This is a genomic window from Streptomyces sp. MCA2, from assembly GCF_023544705.1.
GTDB classification, from domain to species: domain Bacteria; phylum Actinomycetota; class Actinomycetes; order Streptomycetales; family Streptomycetaceae; genus Streptomyces; species Streptomyces decoyicus.
In genome coordinates, this window is the sequence record NZ_JAMJFM010000002.1 from 171455 (window position 1) to 188185 (window position 16731).

At 70.5% G+C, this 16731-nt stretch carries 13 protein-coding genes; 6 read left to right on the plus strand and 7 right to left on the minus strand.

The genetic code is table 11. The annotated features are described in order from the left end of the window. Nucleotides 1-76: 76 nt before the first annotated feature. Together M8I34_RS02590 and M8I34_RS02595 are read left to right on the plus strand one after the other, a co-directional pair. Nucleotides 77-712 carry an MSMEG_1061 family FMN-dependent PPOX-type flavoprotein gene (locus M8I34_RS02590; RefSeq protein WP_374210843.1) on the plus strand — a complete coding sequence of 212 codons (636 nt, stop codon included), beginning with the start codon at nt 77-79 and terminating at the stop codon, nt 710-712. A gap of 26 nt (nt 713-738) precedes the next feature. Continuing rightward, complete coding sequence (locus M8I34_RS02595) at nt 739-1647, plus strand: PDR/VanB family oxidoreductase (protein WP_250047656.1); 909 nt, start codon at nt 739-741, stop codon at nt 1645-1647. 105 nt (nt 1648-1752) lie between these two features. On the opposite strand, the gene M8I34_RS02600 is transcribed toward M8I34_RS02595, so the two are convergent. The 3 genes from M8I34_RS02600 to M8I34_RS02610 all read right to left on the minus strand — a co-directional run bounded on the left by M8I34_RS02600 (nt 1753) and on the right by M8I34_RS02610 (nt 5561). Continuing rightward, nucleotides 1753-2469 carry an SDR family oxidoreductase gene (locus M8I34_RS02600; RefSeq protein WP_250047776.1) on the minus strand — a complete coding sequence of 239 codons (717 nt, stop codon included), beginning with the start codon at nt 2467-2469 and terminating at the stop codon, nt 1753-1755. A gap of 130 nt (nt 2470-2599) precedes the next feature. Beyond that, nucleotides 2600-4027, minus strand: coding sequence for a cytochrome P450 (locus M8I34_RS02605; protein ID WP_250047657.1), 1428 nt, complete (start codon nt 4025-4027; stop codon nt 2600-2602). A gap of 1 nt (nt 4028) precedes the next feature. Further along, nucleotides 4029-5561 (minus strand): prenyltransferase/squalene oxidase repeat-containing protein, encoded by a 1533-nt coding sequence (locus M8I34_RS02610; RefSeq protein WP_250047658.1) that lies wholly within the window; start codon nt 5559-5561, stop codon nt 4029-4031. 313 nt (nt 5562-5874) lie between these two features. Here M8I34_RS02610 and M8I34_RS02615 point away from each other — a divergent pair, with 313 nt between their 5' ends. Then, a complete protein-coding gene (locus M8I34_RS02615) occupies nt 5875-7374 on the plus strand; it encodes a DUF4334 domain-containing protein (protein ID WP_250047659.1) in 1500 nt (499 codons plus the stop codon). 83 nt (nt 7375-7457) lie between these two features. Here M8I34_RS02615 and M8I34_RS02620 read toward each other — a convergent pair whose 3' ends face one another. Next, entirely contained in the window at nt 7458-8657 is a 1200-nt protein-coding gene (locus M8I34_RS02620) for an Ig-like domain-containing protein (RefSeq protein ID WP_250047660.1), read from the minus strand. A 444-nt stretch (nt 8658-9101) separates the two neighbouring features. Here M8I34_RS02620 and M8I34_RS02625 point away from each other — a divergent pair, with 444 nt between their 5' ends. After that, nucleotides 9102-10211 (plus strand): M4 family metallopeptidase, encoded by a 1110-nt coding sequence (locus M8I34_RS02625; RefSeq protein WP_250047661.1) that lies wholly within the window; start codon nt 9102-9104, stop codon nt 10209-10211. Nucleotides 10212-10304: 93 nt separating this feature from the next. Here the strand turns inward: M8I34_RS02625 and M8I34_RS02630 are convergent, their stop codons facing one another. After that, on the minus strand, nt 10305-11048 hold the full coding sequence (locus M8I34_RS02630) for an alpha/beta fold hydrolase (protein ID WP_250047662.1): 744 nt from the start codon (nt 11046-11048) through the stop codon (nt 10305-10307). 83 nt (nt 11049-11131) lie between these two features. On the opposite strand from M8I34_RS02630, the gene M8I34_RS02635 reads away from it, so the two are divergent. Next, nucleotides 11132-12106 (plus strand): YafY family protein, encoded by a 975-nt coding sequence (locus M8I34_RS02635; protein ID WP_250047663.1) that lies wholly within the window; start codon nt 11132-11134, stop codon nt 12104-12106. Between the two features lie 266 nt (nt 12107-12372). On the opposite strand, the gene M8I34_RS02640 is transcribed toward M8I34_RS02635, so the two are convergent. Beyond that, a complete protein-coding gene (locus tag M8I34_RS02640) occupies nt 12373-13824 on the minus strand; it encodes a globin domain-containing protein (protein ID WP_250047664.1) in 1452 nt (483 codons plus the stop codon). Between the two features lie 168 nt (nt 13825-13992). Between M8I34_RS02640 and M8I34_RS02645 the strand changes: the two genes are divergently transcribed. Then, complete coding sequence (locus M8I34_RS02645; RefSeq protein WP_250047665.1) at nt 13993-14730, plus strand: response regulator transcription factor; 738 nt, start codon at nt 13993-13995, stop codon at nt 14728-14730. 173 nt (nt 14731-14903) lie between these two features. Here M8I34_RS02645 and M8I34_RS02650 read toward each other — a convergent pair whose 3' ends face one another. Then, nucleotides 14904-16553 (minus strand): GAF domain-containing protein, encoded by a 1650-nt coding sequence (locus M8I34_RS02650; RefSeq protein WP_374210848.1) that lies wholly within the window; start codon nt 16551-16553, stop codon nt 14904-14906. Nucleotides 16554-16731: the final 178 nt, after the last annotated feature.

Sequence of the window (16731 nt, forward strand, 5' to 3'; positions counted from 1 at the left end):
TACTGCCATGACCTGCGGCGGAGCGGTGCATGGCGCTCTCCGGCGCGGGCCCCTGTCTGCCCCGGAAGGAGTTCCCGTGACGCAGTCGCAGCCCCGTACGCGCCCTCGGCGGGTGTCACCCGCCGAGGTCCTCGCCCGGCTCGGAGAACCGGAAGCGATGACCAAGGCAAAGATCCTCGACCGTATCGACGAGCACTTCCATCGCTTCATCGCGCACTCCCCGTTCCTGACGATGGCCACCGCGGACGCGGCGGGCCGCGCCGACTGCTCGCCCCGGGGCGACTACCCCGGGTTCGTGAAGGTCCTGGACACCCACACGCTCGCGATACCCGACCGGCCCGGTAACAAGATCGCCGACTCCTTCCGCAACCTCGCCGAGAACGACGGGATCGGCCTGCTCTTCCTCATCCCCGGGCTGCGCGAGACGCTGCGGGTCAACGGACGTGCTTACCCCACCGACGAGCCCGATGTGCTCGCCAGGATGCGGACCGAGGCCAGGGAGCCGGAGCTGGCGCTCGTCGTGGAGGTGACGGAGGCGTACTTCCACTGTGGGCGCGCCCTCGTCCGTTCGCGGCTGTGGGACCCCACGAGCCAGGCCCTCGCCGAGGAAATGCCGACGCTCGGTGAGATGGCCACGGCCCAGTTCAGCCTCGACATCGACCCGGGCGTCCTCGACCGCGGCCTCGAAGACGCCTACCGAAAGCTCTACTGACCATGCAACTGACCAGGCAACAGGCCATGCAACAGACCACCGTTGACCGCATCGATCAGGTCGCCGAGAACGCCGTCTCCCTCGTCCTGCGCGCCACCGCGGGACCACTGGCGCCCTGGGAACCCGGAGCGCATATCGACATGGCGCTGCCGAACTGGCTGACCCGGCAGTACTCGCTGTGCGGGGATCCGGACGACCGCACGTCGTATCGCGTGGCCGTACGGTACGAGCGCCTCAGCCGGGGCGGGTCCGAATACATCCACCGGTTCCTGCGCCAGGGACGCACCCTCGACGTGTCGCTGCCCCGCAACCACTTCCCGCTCGTGCCCGCGCCCGAATACCTCTTCCTCGCGGGCGGCATCGGCATCACCGCCGTCCTGCCGATGCTGCGCGCGTCGGCCGCGTCCCAGGTCCCGGCCTCGCTCGTGTACGTGGGACAGTCGGCCGCGACCATGCCGTTCGCCGACGAGCTGCGTGCCGCGTACGGCCGGCGCGTCCGCATCGTCGCCACGCGCGAACAGGGCAGGCCGGACTTCGGCGCCCTCGCGGCCGGGCTGAACCCCGCCACCCTCGTCTACTGCTGCGGACCCGAGCCGATGCTCACCGCGGCGGGGGCCGCGTTCCCGCCCGACCGGCTGCACACGGAGCGGTTCCACCCGGTGGCCAGGCCGTTTGCGGCGAGCACGGAGTTCGAAGTGCTGTGTGCCAAGTCCGGACGTACGGTCCAGGTGCCGGCCGACGAAACCCTGCTCGACGCCCTGACGCACGCCGGGCACCCACTGCCGTCCGGCTGCCGCGAGGGCGTCTGCGGAAGCTGTGAACTCACGGTCCTGGAGGGCGAGCCTGAGCACCGCGACGACATCGGCGCCCCCGCGGGCCGGATGTACGCCTGCGTGTCTCGTGCACTGAGTCCGCGTCTGGTGCTGGACCTCTGAGACCGCCGACCGCTCCCCCGGACCGAAGAGATCGCTGGCCCGGCCCGAAGGGGTCGGTGGAACCGCCGGCGGCGCGCGGACGGCTGCGAGGCCGGCACTCGCACGCTACTTGGCCAGGTAACCGCCGTCGACGACATGGTCGCTGCCCGTCATGTATGAGGCGTCGTCGGACACCAGGAACGCGATGAGTGCGGCGACCTCGGCCGGCTGCGCGGTACGCCGCAGGGGGACGGCAGTGAGGAGACTGTCGGTGGCTCCGGGCGGCAGCGAGGTGACCATCGGGGTGTCGACGACTCCCGGTGATACCGACACGACCCGGATGCCCTGGCCGGCGTATTCGCGCGCCGCGGTCCGGGTCAGGGCGAGGACACCCTGCTTGGCGGCGGCGTAGGCGGCGTGCCCCCGGAAGCCCGAATGTGCGGCGATGGAGGCGAGGTTGACGATGACGCCACCCGTGTCGGCCATCGCGGGGAGCTGGCAGCGCATGGCGTGGAAGACGCCGTACAGGTTCACCTTCATCACGGTGTCGAAGTCGGCGGGCGGAAGTTCGGCCAGTGGGTTGAGGGGGCCGTTGATTCCGGCGCTGTTGACCGCGATCCGCAGGCCGTCGCGCAAGGCGGCGGCTTCCGTGACGACGTGCGTGACGCTGTCCGGGTCGGTGACATCGACGCGGCGGGGCAGGGCGGTGCCACTGGCTGCGGTGATCTGCCGCGCCACCCGGGTCGCACCGTTCTCGTCGAGGTCGGCGACCACCACCACGGCGCCTTCCGCGGCCAGTCGTCGCGCACACGAGGCGCCGATCCCCGAGGCGCCGCCGGTCACCAGGGCGACCCGGTCCCGCAGTCGGCCGGGCTGTGGTCCGTCACCTGGCATCTGTGCGTGCGCTGGCATGTGCGGCTCCTCGCAAGGGCATGGGCGAGCGGGTGAAGGCAGGCGTGGGAGGACGGGCGGATCAGGACGGGCGGGCATGTGCCGTGAGCGGCAGCCGGGCCGGGCGCAGGACGGTGCCGACCAGGGTCCGCACGGGGGTGGAATCGGCCGGTGTCAGGCGCCGGTGAGCGAGGAACGCGGCCAGCGCCAGGGTCAGTTCGGTCCAGGCGAAGTCCTCCCCGATGCACAGCCGGCTGCCCGCTCCGAAGGGCAGATAGGTGTGACGCGGCGCCTTCGCGGCACCGTCGTGCGACCAGCGCTCCGGGTCGAAGTCGTCCGGGTTCTCGTACAGTTCCGGATCGAGGTGCAGGGCGTACGGGCTGAAGAACACCTCCGCGCCCGGGGAGAGCCGTACGCCGCCGAGGGTGACCGGCCGCACCGCGCGGCGCATCAGCAGCCACGACGGCGGATGCAGCCGCAGCACTTCGGTCAGTACCTGTCGTGTGTGGACCAGTGCCGGAAGGTCTTCGTAGCCGGGGGGCCGTCCGGCGAGAACGGTGTCGAGTTCGTCGTGGATCCGCCGTTGGACGTCGGGACGGCGGGAGATCTCGTGCAGCGCCCAGGCCAAGGAGGCGCTGACGGTGCCGGTTCCGGCCAGGAACAGGGTGATCAGTTCGTCGGTCACTTCGGCGTCGGTCAGGACACCGTCCGGGCCGCCCGTGGCCAGGAGCATCGACAGCAGATCGCCGCGGTCCCGGCCATCGGCACGGTAGGTGTCGATGATGCGGTGCTGGACGGCGATCAGCCGGCGCAGCGGGCCGGCGTGCGGCGGCCGCCATCCCGGAAGCAGCGGGAGACGTTCCGACCAGGCGTGCAGCGGGGAGAGGGCAAGGCGCATCGAGTGGTACTTGACGGACAGCCAGTCCTTGACCGCGGTGCGCAGTTCGGGGTCCTGGGGATCCGCGAACAGGGTACGCAGCAGGATGTCGAGCGTCAGGCGGTTGATCTCCGGCACCAGATCGAGAGTGGTGCCGGGCTCCCAGATGGCGGCCCGCGCCAGGGACCGTTCGGACATGATGCGGGCGTAGCCGGCGATCCGGTCGTGGTGGAAGGCGGGTTGCATCAGCCGGCGGTGGCGGAGGTGGCGCTCACCCGCGGCGGTGATCAGTCCGTCGCCGAGGGGCACGCGCAGGGCGTCGAACATCGCGCCCTTGTCGAAGGCGCGGGCCTGCGCGGTCAGTAACTCCCGGACGAGTGCGTGGGAGTTGACGACATGGACCTGCCGGGGGCCGATGTAGATCTTCGTCACCGGTCCGTGGTGCCGCAGCTCGCGGAAGAAGCGCAGAGCGTCCCGGTGGATCCATGGGGCGTGGCCGGCCAGCGGCACGCGGCCGGGGGCGACGGGGGCTTCGGTGAGCGCCTCGGCGGCGGCCCGTCCCGGTCCGCCGGCCAGCCGTGCACGGATGCCGCTGCTGCTGCTCCTGCTGCTCCTTCTCGAACCCGGCCGCATGTCAGCCCTCCTTGTCAGCGGTGGCACCGATCCCCGCAGCGGTGTGGAGGCGGCGCTGCCCGGCAAAGAGGCCGCCGACGGCGAACGCATGGGTGTGGGTGGGGTGATGCGTGAGGAGGGGGCGCGGGCCGTACATGAGGGGTACGCCCGGCCAGGTGCCGTCGTCGCGCTGGGTCTCCACGAGGTAGCCGAGCGCCGGCGCCCAGTGTTCCTCGTGGGGCAGACCGCCACGTTCCAGGGCTGCGAGCGCCAGTCCCGTTGCGGCAGGAGTGCTCGGCCCGGCCCCTTCGACGGGCCAACCGCCATCGGGATTACGGGTTTCGGCCAGAGTCCGGGCGGCGGGGTGGCCTCCCGCGTGTACTGCCGCGTCGAGGGCAGGAAGGACCTCGGCAGTGGCGTACGGCAGCCCGCGGTACCACCCGGCGTGCCAGCGCCCCTGTTCGCCGAGGCGTTCGGCGAGCCGGCCACGCGCCACGGCCAGGTGTGCGCGATGGCGGCCGGAGTGGCGGGCCAGAGCGGTGACGACATGGGCCACCACGTCGTCCACCGGAGGGTCCCCGGCGGACTGCCATGTCCGCCAGAGGCCGTCGGCCGTCTGCTGCCGGACCAGGTGACGGAGCCCGGCCCGGATCGTCGTGCCGGGCGCACCGCTTGCGCCGTCCAGAGCGATCAGGACGGCCGCGGTGGTGTCGTTGTCGGACTCGACGCCCAGGCGGTACGGCCAGCCGCCGTCCGGGTTCTGTGCCGCGACCAGGAACGCGACGGCGGCCGGCAGCCCGTGGCGGTCGAAGGCCGCTGCGCCGTGGAAGGCGCGCACGGTCAGCGATGTGTCCCAGACATCGCTGGTGGAAAAGCGCCAGGTACCGTCCGGGAGTTGACTGGCGAGGAGGTACTCCGCACAGCGGCGGGCGGCAGCTGTGCCGGGAGCGGCAGCCTGGAGGGCGAGCGCCGCGAGAGCGGTGGTGACCGGATTGCCGAAGAAGTCGCCCGACGGGGATTGCTCGTCGGCGACCCTACGGGCGGCTTGCCGGGCGGATGTCCGGTCGCCGAAGTGGGTCTCCACCAGTGCGTGTGCGGACCAGAGTTCCACCCGGGTCCAGCGCTTGAGCCGCTCCTGGGCCGCGACCGCGGTGGCCAGCTGGGTGCGCAGCGCGGCGGGACCGGTGCCGCCACTGGTCGCTCGGCCGGTGTACAGGGCGATGGCCTGGAGGAGCCGGGAGCGGGCCGACAGCGCCGGGTCCGCGAAGGAGGGGTGACTCACGTCGATGGGGCCGCCGGTGTCCAGGGCCAGCGACAGCAGCGCGGCCTCCATGGCATGGGCCACTGGATGGTGGTTCTGCGGGGCGGCCCCGTCGGCGAGCCACGCCCTGCCCCGCTCGGCGGCTCGGTCGGCGCCGGGGTACGGAGCGTGTGCCAGGGCCAGCGTGCACAGTGCGGTCTCCGTGATACGGGGGTCGGGGGTGGCCAGCCATGAACCGTTGTCCCGCTGGGTGGAGAGGGAGTGCCGGGTGGCGAGGGCAAGCGCACGGCTCACACGTGTGGCGAGCGCGGGCGATAAGTGCGCGTCCGGTATCGACGGCGTCGCAGGTCCTGTTGACATCTGACCTCTGTCTTCCCGAGTTCCGTTCCGCTTCGTAGGCGTGACGCACCGGCATGGATCACCGGCGTGGATGACGGCTCGCCGCGCTGTCGTCCCAACGCGCTGTGGGCCCGACGCGCTGCCGGCTCGCCGAGGGCAGGCGAGGCGGGGCGAGGCGCCACGGCAGCGGCGTGCGACCGGCCCGGGTGCGTGCCGAAAAGCTACGGAGCACCGGAACCCGCATGAGCGCGGGACGTAGCCTGACGGTGTGGACACTTCGCGACCGCACGGCCACCCGCCCCGGGAGATCGTCTCCATAGCGGACACATGCTCCGCCGCGTTGCGGAGCATGCCGCGACTGGAGATCTGGCTCAAAGAGCTCGGGCTGCCCGTGGACCCCGCACTGGTACCCCTGATGTGTCTTCAGACGGCGTTCTTCACCCCTTGGCTGCCGCCGGAGACCTGCTACCAGTTGTCCCGGCTCACCGTCTGGCTGATGGCGATCGACAATGTCCTGGACGCACCGGATGCAGCGCACTCCGCGGGCCCGGACGGGACCCCGAACCGCGTCCGGGCCTGGCACGAGGTCCTCGCGGGGCGCGACAGCGACAGCGACAGCGACAGCGGCAGCAGCAGCAGCAGCAGCGACGATCCCCTGGCGCGCGCGCTGGCGGAAATCACCCGAGATCTGTACCGCGACGGCCGCCCCGAACTCACCCCCATCTGGCGGAAAAGCATGCATCAGACGCTCCTCGGCATGCGCGGCGAACGGGAGGCGGCCCGGACAGCGGCCGCCGGTGGCGGCGTGCCCCGGCTGGCGGACTATCTACGGCACGGCGCCTGGACCATCGGCGTGGAACAACAGGTCACCGCCCTGTGGGCCCTGATGGACGAGCCAGGTCTGCCCCGGCGCCTTCCTGTGCTGCTCGGCGCACTGCGCCAGGCCGCGACGGCCATTCGCCTGCTCAACGACCTGCGCGGCCACCAACGGGAACAGTCCGAGGGGAAGACCGACGCACTCGCCATCGGTCTGACCGAGCAGGAGGCGTACCGGCGCGCCGAGGAAGGGCTGGAAAACTGCCGGCGGGCCCTGGCTCCGCTCACCGCTGCCGGGTACGGTTCCGCGGTGGCACTGGAGCGGGTGGCGCTCTGGCATGCGCGGATGTACCACCGCTTCGACCCCGTACGGCCCGGCCAGACCACCACCTCACCCCTGCCGGGCGGACCGGGCAGCGCCCCGCACGCCCGGCTCAGCCCGTTCGTCCCCCAGCCGAGAGAGGCCCCGGCCATGAACATCGAGCAGCAAGTTCTGGACGTCATCGTGTCCGGAGGGCAGTACGACAACGCCAAGCTGGCGGAGCTCTTCGACCAGCTCGAACCGGTCGACACCGATCTCCTCATCGGCACCTGGCAGGGCGGCGGGTTCGAGGACACCAGCGAGAACGCCGCGCTGCTGACGAAGATGCGGTGGTACGGCAAGCGGTTCGTCGACGCCGAGCACGTGGAGCCGCTGCTGTGCCGCGACGAGGACGGGACGGTCTTCTCGTACGAGGAGATGGGCCTCGCCACGTTGCACGAGGTCACGTACCGCGGCAAGCAGTCCACGGCGATGGTCTATGACCAACTGCCCATCATCGACCACTTCCGCCGGCTCACCGACAACGTCCTGCTGTGTGTGATGGACAAGAAAGAGGCCCCCGCGGACTTCTTCTTCCACCTCACCCGCGTACCCGCGTCGCCGCCCCAGTCATCTGGCGACGGCGGATAGCGAGCCGACGGCCGGGCTTGGGGAGGGGCTGGCGTGCCTCACACGTAGCCCCCTCCCACGCCGTCGGTGCGTTCCGTGCCCGGTCAGGCCGCGCTGCCCGCCTTCCAGGCGGACCAGGACATGTTCCAGCCGTTGAGGCCATTGTCCGGCTTGATGGTCTGCTCGTCGGAGTTCTTGATGATGACGACATCGCCGACCAGCGACTGCTGGAAGAACCACTTGCCCGGGGTGTCGCCCCCGCCGCCCTCGTGGTCACGCAGACCGACGCAGCCATGGCTCGTGCCGCGGTTGCCGTACACCGACGCATCGGCCCAGTAGTTGCCGTGGAGGAAGGTGCCGGATTTGGAGAGACGCATGGCATGCGGCACATCAGCGATGTCGTACGTTTTCCCCTTGTCGCCGAAGCCGACGGTCGAGCCGTCCATCCTGGTCTCTTCCAGCTTCTCCGAGATCACCATCTGGCCGTTGTAGGTCGGGTTCTCGGGGCTGCCGCCGGAGATCGGGACATCCTTGAGGGTCTTGCCGTCCCGCTTGACCGTCATGTGCTGGGTGTTCATGTCGACCGTGGAGACCTGCGAGCGCCCGATGGTGAAGGACACCGTCTTGGACTGCACACCGGTGATGCCCTGGCCGCCCTTCACCCCCTCCAGGTCGATCTTCATGGTGACCTTGGAGCCGGCCTTCCAGTAGTCCTCCGGACGGAAGTCCAGGCGCTGGGTGCCGAACCAGTGGCCGACGACCTTCTGACCGCTGCTGGAGGTCACCGTGATGTGGGACTGGACGTCCTTCTTGTTGGTGATCGCCTTGTCGAAGTTGAAGGACACCGGCATGCCGACGCCGACGGTCTTGCCGTCGTCGGGGGTGTAGCTGCCGATGAAGCTGTCGGCCGAGGACACCGTCGTGAAGGAGGAGTTCTGGGTGGCGGCCCGGCCCTTCGCGTCCTTGCCCTTCGCCACGATCTTGTACTTGGTGCCGCGCTCCAGCTGGACGCCGGGCTTCCAGGACGAGCCGTCGGACGATACGGCACCGGCCACGTCCTTGCCGGACTCGGCCTCGGTGAGCTTCACCTCGGTCAGCTTGCCGCCGGTGGCCTTCACGCCGGTGTCGTTGATGCTGGCGTTGGTGGCACCGTCCTTCGACGAGACCTTGATCTTGACGTCCGGGGCGTTGGCACCCGGCCGGCCGTTCTTGCCGTCGTCGTCGTTCCCGCCGGCCGAGGAACCGCCGCCACAGGCGGACAGCGCCAGCGCGCCCGCCGCGAGCAGCCCGGTGACGGCCGCCATACGCCCCGTCCGACGGGTGCGCCACAAGGCGCCGGGCACCTGCTTGTCACGGCGGGCGCCCTGACGCGGAGGGCGGGACCGATCGGGCGTGGGGGTGTGCGGCGCTATCACGAGCTGCTCCAACCAGGGACGTTGTGTCATTCCATGCGCATACATAGCCCGCTGCGGAGACGTTCACGGATGTGGTCTTCTCGCGACCCATCTCTTCGCCGCCGCAGGGCGGCTCTGTGCAAGTTCACCTCACAGATCTAAGAGGCGCTCTCAGAAGTCTTCTTTACGGTCGTTCCCTACCTGCCAGGCCTCACACGGGTAGTCCTGGCCATATCAGCCCCCACCCCACTCACGCGCGTGCCCCGGACCGACCGCCTCTACCCACCGCGCTCGGCTCCATCGACGTCGACCGCGCACCGCCGGCTCACAGGTATGGAACAAGAAGGAGCAACAGTGCGTAGGAAGTTGGCCCGGGGAATTGCGGCGAGCGCCGCAGCGGTCGTGGTCGCGGCCGTGCAGCCGGTCTCGGCCTCCGCCGGGACGAGCAACCACACCGGAAGGTCCACGGAGACCCGCATCGGTACCGGCAACGGCGTGCACGTCGGCAAGGTCAACATCACCACGCGGCTGCGCAACGGCAGGTACGAACTCACCGACCCGACCCGTGGCGGCCTGTCAACTGTCGACTTCGGCAACCGCGACAACCGGGAAGAATCGTCGGGCAAGCAGTTCACCGACGGTGACAACGTGTGGGGCAACGGCACCGTGAGCAGCCGCCAGTCTGCCGCCGTCGACGCCTACTTCGCCGCCGGAAAGACCTGGGATTATTTCAAGAACACCTTTGGCCGCAAAGGCATGCGGGGCAATGGTCAGGGCCCCTCTGTCATTGTCCACTACGGCAAGGGCCGCGCTGAGGCCGAATACGACTACGGCCTGTGGTTCGGCGACGGCAAGGATGACAAGCGCCCGCTGACCGAACTCGACATCGTGGCCCACGAGTTCACTCACGGAGTCGTCGAGTCAACGGTCGGGTTTGCCGACACGGGCGACGAATTCCGCGGTCTGAACGACGCCACCTGCGACATCTTCGGCACAATGGTGGAGTTCCATGCCAACCTCGCCGCCGACACCCCTGACTACCTCATCGGCGAGAAGGTCAATTTTCATGGTGACGGCAAGCCGATGCGCTACATGGACAAGCCCTCCAAGGACGGCAAGTCCCCGGACTACTGGAAGCCCGGCATCGGGCGTCTCGACAACCCCCACCACGCGGCAGGGGTGGCCAACCACTTCTTCTATCTTCTCGCCGAGGGCAGCGGCAGGAAGGTCATCAACGGCGTGGTCTACGACAGTCCCACGTACGACGGCTCGAAGGTCACCGGTATCGGCCGCGAGAAAGCCGCAAAGATCTGGTACAAGGCGCTGACCACCCAGTTCACCTCGACCACCGACTACAGGAACGCCCGGACCGCCACCCTGAAGGCCGCGGCCGCCCTGTACGGAAAAGCCGGCGCCGAGTACCGGACCGTCCAGAAAGCCTGGACCGCGGTCAACGTGAAGTAACCCACCTCGCACAGCACGCACCGCCCCGGCCGTGCCGATCCCCCACCAGGGAGGACGGCACGGCGCTGCCCATACCGAGCCGGCGGCGCCTGATCAGCAGGTGGAAGTGACCACTGCGTCCAGTGTCTCGGCGAGTTGGACGGGTGTGGACAGCATGGGCCAATGCCCCGTGGGCAGATGGAAGCGCCGCCACGGTGACTGGTTGAGGAAGTCCAGGGTCGGCACCCCGGCATCCAGCAGGGCCTTGGCGTCGTGGCACGCGACCACCACGTGGTCGACATCCGGACCGAGCTCGCCGGCGTGGGTCAGCCGCTGTTGGAAGGTGGAAAAGGGCTGGGACGTGGCCCGGGTGCGCATGAGGTCGAGCTGGGCCTCGTCGAGCCCTTCGAGGGTGCTGAACCTGCTGAGAAGCTCGAAGGGCGGCAAGGGCAGCCGCCATCCGTCTCCGTGCTCGGCAACCTGCCGGTGCAGCTGGTCCACCACGTCGTCCGGCATGACGTCGAGCAGGCATGTGCCCTCTGCGAAGGGAGCGCTGTCGAGATAGACCAGGCGTTCCAGTCGCGGCCCGAGGCGGGCCGCGGCGCCGGTGACCGGGACCGCCGCGTAGCTGTGCGCGACGAGAGTGACCTCGCGCAGGTCCTGCTCCACGACGAACGCGGTGATGTCGTCGATGTGCGTGTCCAGGCCCACCTCCGGGGTGGCGAGGGCGGATCGTTCGCCCAGGCCGGTCAGCGTCATCGGCAGCGCCGCGTGCCCACGCTCCCGCAGCGCATGGGCGGTGGCCTCCCATGCCCATGCTCCGAGCCAGGCACCAGGGACGAGTACGAAGGTAGCCATGCGGTTTCTCCTTGGATTTAAGGGGTTGAGGTGAGAGTAGAGTCCATACAGGACAGTTTCCGCCCTGAATTGCCGAGTGATCCATGTCATATCCCTTGACCCGCGTACTGGCCCTGCTGGAACTCCTCCAGACACACCCGGGACTGACCGGCGCGCAGCTGGCGGACCGCCTGGGGACCGACGTGCGCACGGTGCGGCGCTACGCGTCACGCCTGCGCGAGCTGGGCATCCCGGTGGAATCGGACCGAGGCCGCTTCGGTGGCTACCGGCTGGCCCGCGGCTACCGGATGCCACCGCTGATGCTCACCAACGAAGAAGCCCTCGTGGTCATGCTCGGCCTGCTCGCCGGTGAGCGTCTCGGGATGAGCACCGCCGCTCCAGCCGGCGCCGGCGCCCTCGCCAAGATCGAACGAGTGCTCCCGGACCCGCTGCGTGCACCGCTGGCCGCCATGCGGGACACCCTGTCCTTCACCACCAACACCGTGCTCGCGCAGGCTCCCGAAGCAGGCGTCCTGCTGACCCTGGCGCATGCCTGCCACTCCGGTCACACCGTCGGCCTGCGCTACCGCTCCTGGCACCAGGAACACACGGAGCGCGATGTCGACCCGTACGGCGTGGTCTTCCATTCCGGGTGCTGGTACCTCGTCGGACACGACCACCTCCGTGCCGGCCTGCGCACCTTTCGCATCGACCGGATCGCGTCCGCCACGACCGGCGCGGCAACGTTCACCGCCCCCGACGACTTCGACCCGGTCACCCACCTCACGGCATCCCTGGCCCGGACACCCGCGCCGTGGCAGGTCGAGGTACTGATCGAAGGCCCCCTTGAGGACATCGCACGCCGGCTGCCCCGCACGATCACCACCCTCACCGCCACCCCTACCGGCGTACTGATGCGCGCGCAGGCCGCACAGCTGGACAGCGTGGCCCGCCTGCTCGCCTCCCTGGAATGGCCCTTCACGGTCCACAGCCCCGACCAACTGCGCCAATCGCTCAAGGACTTGGCCCACCAGCTCACGGCCGCCGCCGAACGACCACTCGGCGACATTCCGAAGTAGATCAGGCCGTGGAAACCGGCGAGACGGTCGCCGGGACCACCCCTGGGTGTTCTGCCACCTGGATCGCCAAGCGTCTGGCGCTCCTGTCCACCGCCGGAATAGCCATCTCTGCCTATCTGGCCTGGTTGTTCTGACCTTTCGAAGGCGTCGGCCGGCCGCGACCCCGGCTCCCCTCCCCCGCTCGCCGACGCCGTCATCCGCTCCTGGACCCGGCCCTTCGCGGACAGTTCACCCAGCACTCAGCCGTCGTCGTCCCACTCGCCGGATCACACCTCCCACCCGCGCTTGAGGCCGCCCTTGAGGCCGAGGGGCACGCCGTCAACCAGTCCCTCCACACATGCAGGTCCGGGTCCGTCAGCTTTCCCGCGGCCGGTCGGCGGGGTCAGTGATTCCGGCACCGGGTCGTGGCGGATGTGGTCCGCCGGTATGCCGGTCGCGGTCAGCCGCGCGACCGTGGCACCGACCATGGCCGCCGGACCGCTGACGAAAGCGAGGTGAGGCGACCACTGCCCGTCCCGCGCCACCGCCTCGGCCAGCGGACCGTACCCGGCCGACGGATCGTCGTTCTCCGGGACGGCATCCTCGTCCAGCACCCGGACCACCCGCAGCCGGTCGTGGCGTGCCGCCAACCGGTCCAGCGCCGCGGCGTCATACAGGTCGGCGCGACTGCGGGCCCCGACGAAGAGGTGGACCCGGCCGGCCGGGCGCTGCGGAAGACCGCCGGTCCCGCGACGACGGCCCGCCCACTCCTCCAGCAGCGCCTTGATCGGCGCCCAGCCCGTGCCGCCCGCCACCATCAGCAGATCGCGGGAGCGGTCCTCGTCCCCGAGCGTCATCGTGCCGTGTGCCGGGCCAAGCCGCAGGACGTCGCCGACCCGGGTGCCGCTGACCAGGGCGTCGCTGACCCCGCCGGGGCCGGTGCGCCGGATGTGGAACGCCACCTCTCCGTCCGGCACCGGCGCCGACGCGAGGGAGTAGTGGCGCCACGCCTGGGGCATCAGCGGGGACTCGACCGCCGCGAACTGGCCGGCCCGGTACGGGTACGGCTCATGCGGCCGGACCCGCAGCACCGCGAGGTCCGGGCGGCGCCGCTCGTGAGCGGTCACCGTGCCCTGCCAGCACGGGGGTTCGGCGAGCGCGGCATCGGCGCCCTCGACCATCGACGCGACGGCGAACCGCAGCATCCGCACCCACGCCTGTTCCACCGCCTCGGCCCAGCGGGGCCCGGCCGTGCGCCGCAGCGCCGCGCAGAGTGCCGCCTCGAACGCCTCGTAGTGCGCCGGACGCACCCCGAGCTTGCGGTGATCGTGGCCTAGCTGCCGGAAGGAGGCGGCCACCTCGTCGGGGCGGTGCAGATTCTCGATCAGGTACCAGAAGGCGCGGGCCAGATGTGCCCGCTGGAAGTCCATCGACGCGGGAAACAGCGACCGCAGGTAGGGCCACCGGGCGAACATCTCGTCGTAGAGATGGGCGATCAGGCCGGCGAACGGCGTGACCAGGTCGAGGTATTGCGTGATCAGGCGCTGGTCCGCGGCACCGTCGTATAAGGCGGCCGTTTCCGTCGCGGGTTCCCGGCCCTGGCCGAGGATGCGCCGCCGCAGCCGCATGGCGTCGTGCCGGGCGAGCAGGGCGTGGTACTCACCGCCCACGGTATTGGCGGCGGACCGTCCGGACGACGCGGACGACGCGGAACGTACGGGCTGGCGGGACTGCTGCATGGAATCGACCTCCTGACGGGGGCGCCAGTGTCGCAACGCGGTGCCGTGCCCGAAGAGCCCCGGTCCCCCAGGGCCGTTCGGCCCTTGCGCAGGCTGCCGGGCCCGGCGAACCTCGTGGGCGGGACCCTTGTGCCTGCCGATCCGCGAGAACCACAGAGTGAGAAGTCCATGAACCACCATCAGCCCGTTCCTCCTGGCCCCGCCGCGCCCGTCGCCGCCCCCGGGACGCCGCTGCGCGTCTTCATCCTCGACGACCACGAGGTGGTCCGCCGCGGTGTGCGGGACCTTTTGGAGGCGGAGGAGGACATCGAGGTCGTCGGGGAGGCGGGAGACGCCCGGCAGGCCCTCGCCCGGGTACCGGCGGCCCGTCCGCAGGTGGCCGTGCTCGACGTCCGGCTCGGCGGCACCGAAGGCCCCGAGAGCGACCACGAAGGGATCGAGGTCTGCCGGGAGTTACGGGCCCGCGTGCCGGAGCTGGCCTGCCTGATGCTGACGTCCTTCGACGATGACGAGGCGTTGTTCGACGCCATCATGGCGGGGGCGTCCGGCTATGTGCTCAAGCAGATCGACGGCACTGCGCTGGTGCACGCGATCCGCACGGTAGCGGCGGGGCAGTCGATGCTGGATCCGCGCACCGCGACACGGGTGATGGAGCGGCTGCGCGACCCGGGCGGGGCCGGGGCGGCCGAGGAGGAGACGTCCGAACTCGATCGGCTCTCACCGCGCGAGCGGGAGGTGCTGGACCTGATCGGCGAGGGTTTGACGAACCGCCAGATCGCGGACCGGCTGTTCCTCTCGGAAAAGACGGTCAAGAACCGGGTGTCCGCGATCCTGTCCAAGCTGGGGGTGGGCCGCCGGGTCCAGGCAGCGATGGTCGTCGAACGGCTCAGGCTGCCACGGGCGTGACCGCGGCACCGGCAACCCCAGGGGCCTGACCTACCCACCGCTCCCGGTGCGTCACGAGACGTGCGGCGTGCGGCGTGCGGCCTGCCGCCTGCCGCCTGCCGCCTGCCGCCTGCCGCGACGGCGGTACTTTCCACTCCGGCCTCACCGCGGCCGGCGCCGGAACGGATCGGGGGTCAGTCCGACAGCGGCACCCACCAGACGACGCGGGTGCCGCCGCCCTCCGGTGTCTCGACGGACAGCCGGCCGCCGTGCATATCAGCTCGGGCCCGCATGTTGGCCAGACCTCCGGTGTGCGGTGCGTCGCCGACCCCCGCCCCGTCGTCCGTCACCGTCAGCGTCACCCCGGCCGCGTTCACCGACAGCGTCACGTCCAGGTGGCGGGCGTGGGCGTGGCGGGCGGCGTTGCTGAGGGCCTCCGCGGTCACCGCCACGAGGTGCGGGGCCAGGTCGTCGGGGACCGTGGCGTCCACCGGTCCGTCGATCCGCAGCGCCGGGCTGAAGCCGAGGGGGCCGGCCGCCCGCTGCACGGTCTCGGTCAGGTCGCGGCGCAGACCCCGGCCGCCCCTGCCGTCCCCGGTGGTGCGCAGTCCGAAGATGGTGGACCGGATGATCTTGATGGTGGTGTCCAGGTCGTTGACCGCGCGGCCGACCCGTTCGGCGGCCTCCGGGCGGTCGATCAGCCGGGTCGCGCTCTGGAGGGTGATGCCGGTCGCGAACAGCCGTTGGATGGCGAGGTCGTGCAGGTCCCGGGCGATCCGGTCACGGTCGTGAAGGACCGTCAACTCCTCCGACTGGGCCCGCCGGCGGGCGAGTTCCATGGCGATCACGGCCTGGTCGGCGAAGCCCGATATCAGGGTGACCTCGGCGTCGTCGAAGGCGGGCCGCCCGGCCAGGCGGCTCAGCCGCAGTGCGCCGCAGCCGGTGTCCACCTGGAGCGGTACGGCGACCGTCGGCCCGTACCTCTCCGCGGGCTCTCCGTTCAGCACGGCGTCGTCCGGCTCCTCCCCCTCGGGCGGGTGCCCGGCCCCGTTGCCGGAAGTACCCGGGCCGAGCGGGTACGCCCGTGAGTCGTCCCGTAAATCGGCACTGACCACGGGCCGGCCACTGCGGGCGGCCATCCCGGGCAGGGAACCGTCGGCCGGCACCCGCAGCCCGAGGATCCGGCTCGCGCCCGTACCGCACGCCACCGCCACCGTCAGCTGGTCCGTGGACGAGGGCACCGGCAGCAGGACCGCCGCGCAGTCCGCGCCGGCGACCTCCTGCGCGCGCTGTGCGATCAGCTGTAGCACCTCGTCGGCTTCGGTACCGGACAGCAGGCTGCGCGTGATCTCGCCCAGCGCCTCCAACCACCGTTCACGGCGGCGGCTCTCGTGGTACATGCGGGCGTTGTCGATCGCCACTCCCGCCGCGATGGACAACGTGGTCAACACCGCCTCGTCGTCCGCGTCGAACGAGCCGCCGCCGCGCTTCTCGGTGAGGTAGAGGTTGCCGAACACCTCGTCGCGGACCCGGACCGGCACCCCGAGGAAGGTGCGCATCGGGGGATGGTTGGCCGGAAAGCCGAAGCTGTGCGGATGCTGGGTCAGGTCGGTGAGGCGCAGCGGCTCCGGGTTACGGATCAACTCCCCGAGAATGCCGCGACCGCACGGCGTCCGGCCGATCAGCCCGATGAGCTCGTCGGACATCCCGACGGGCAGGAACTGCGACAGCTGCCCGTCCCCGACCACACCGAGCGCCCCGTACTCCGCGTCGGTGAGAGTGACCGCGGCCTCCACAATGCCCTTGAGCACCTTCGGGAGTTCGAGCCCCCGCCCCAGGCTCATCACGGCGTCGAGCAGGCCGCGCACCCGGTCCGGCTCGTGGAGCTGCGGTCCGTGCGGACCACTCACGGCCGGTGCGTACTGCTGCGACTCGGACATGACCGTGCTGCTCCAAAGATCCCGTACGTCTGCTCGGCAGCCTACGCGATCAGCGAGTCAGCACCGGCGGGCACCGGCGCCG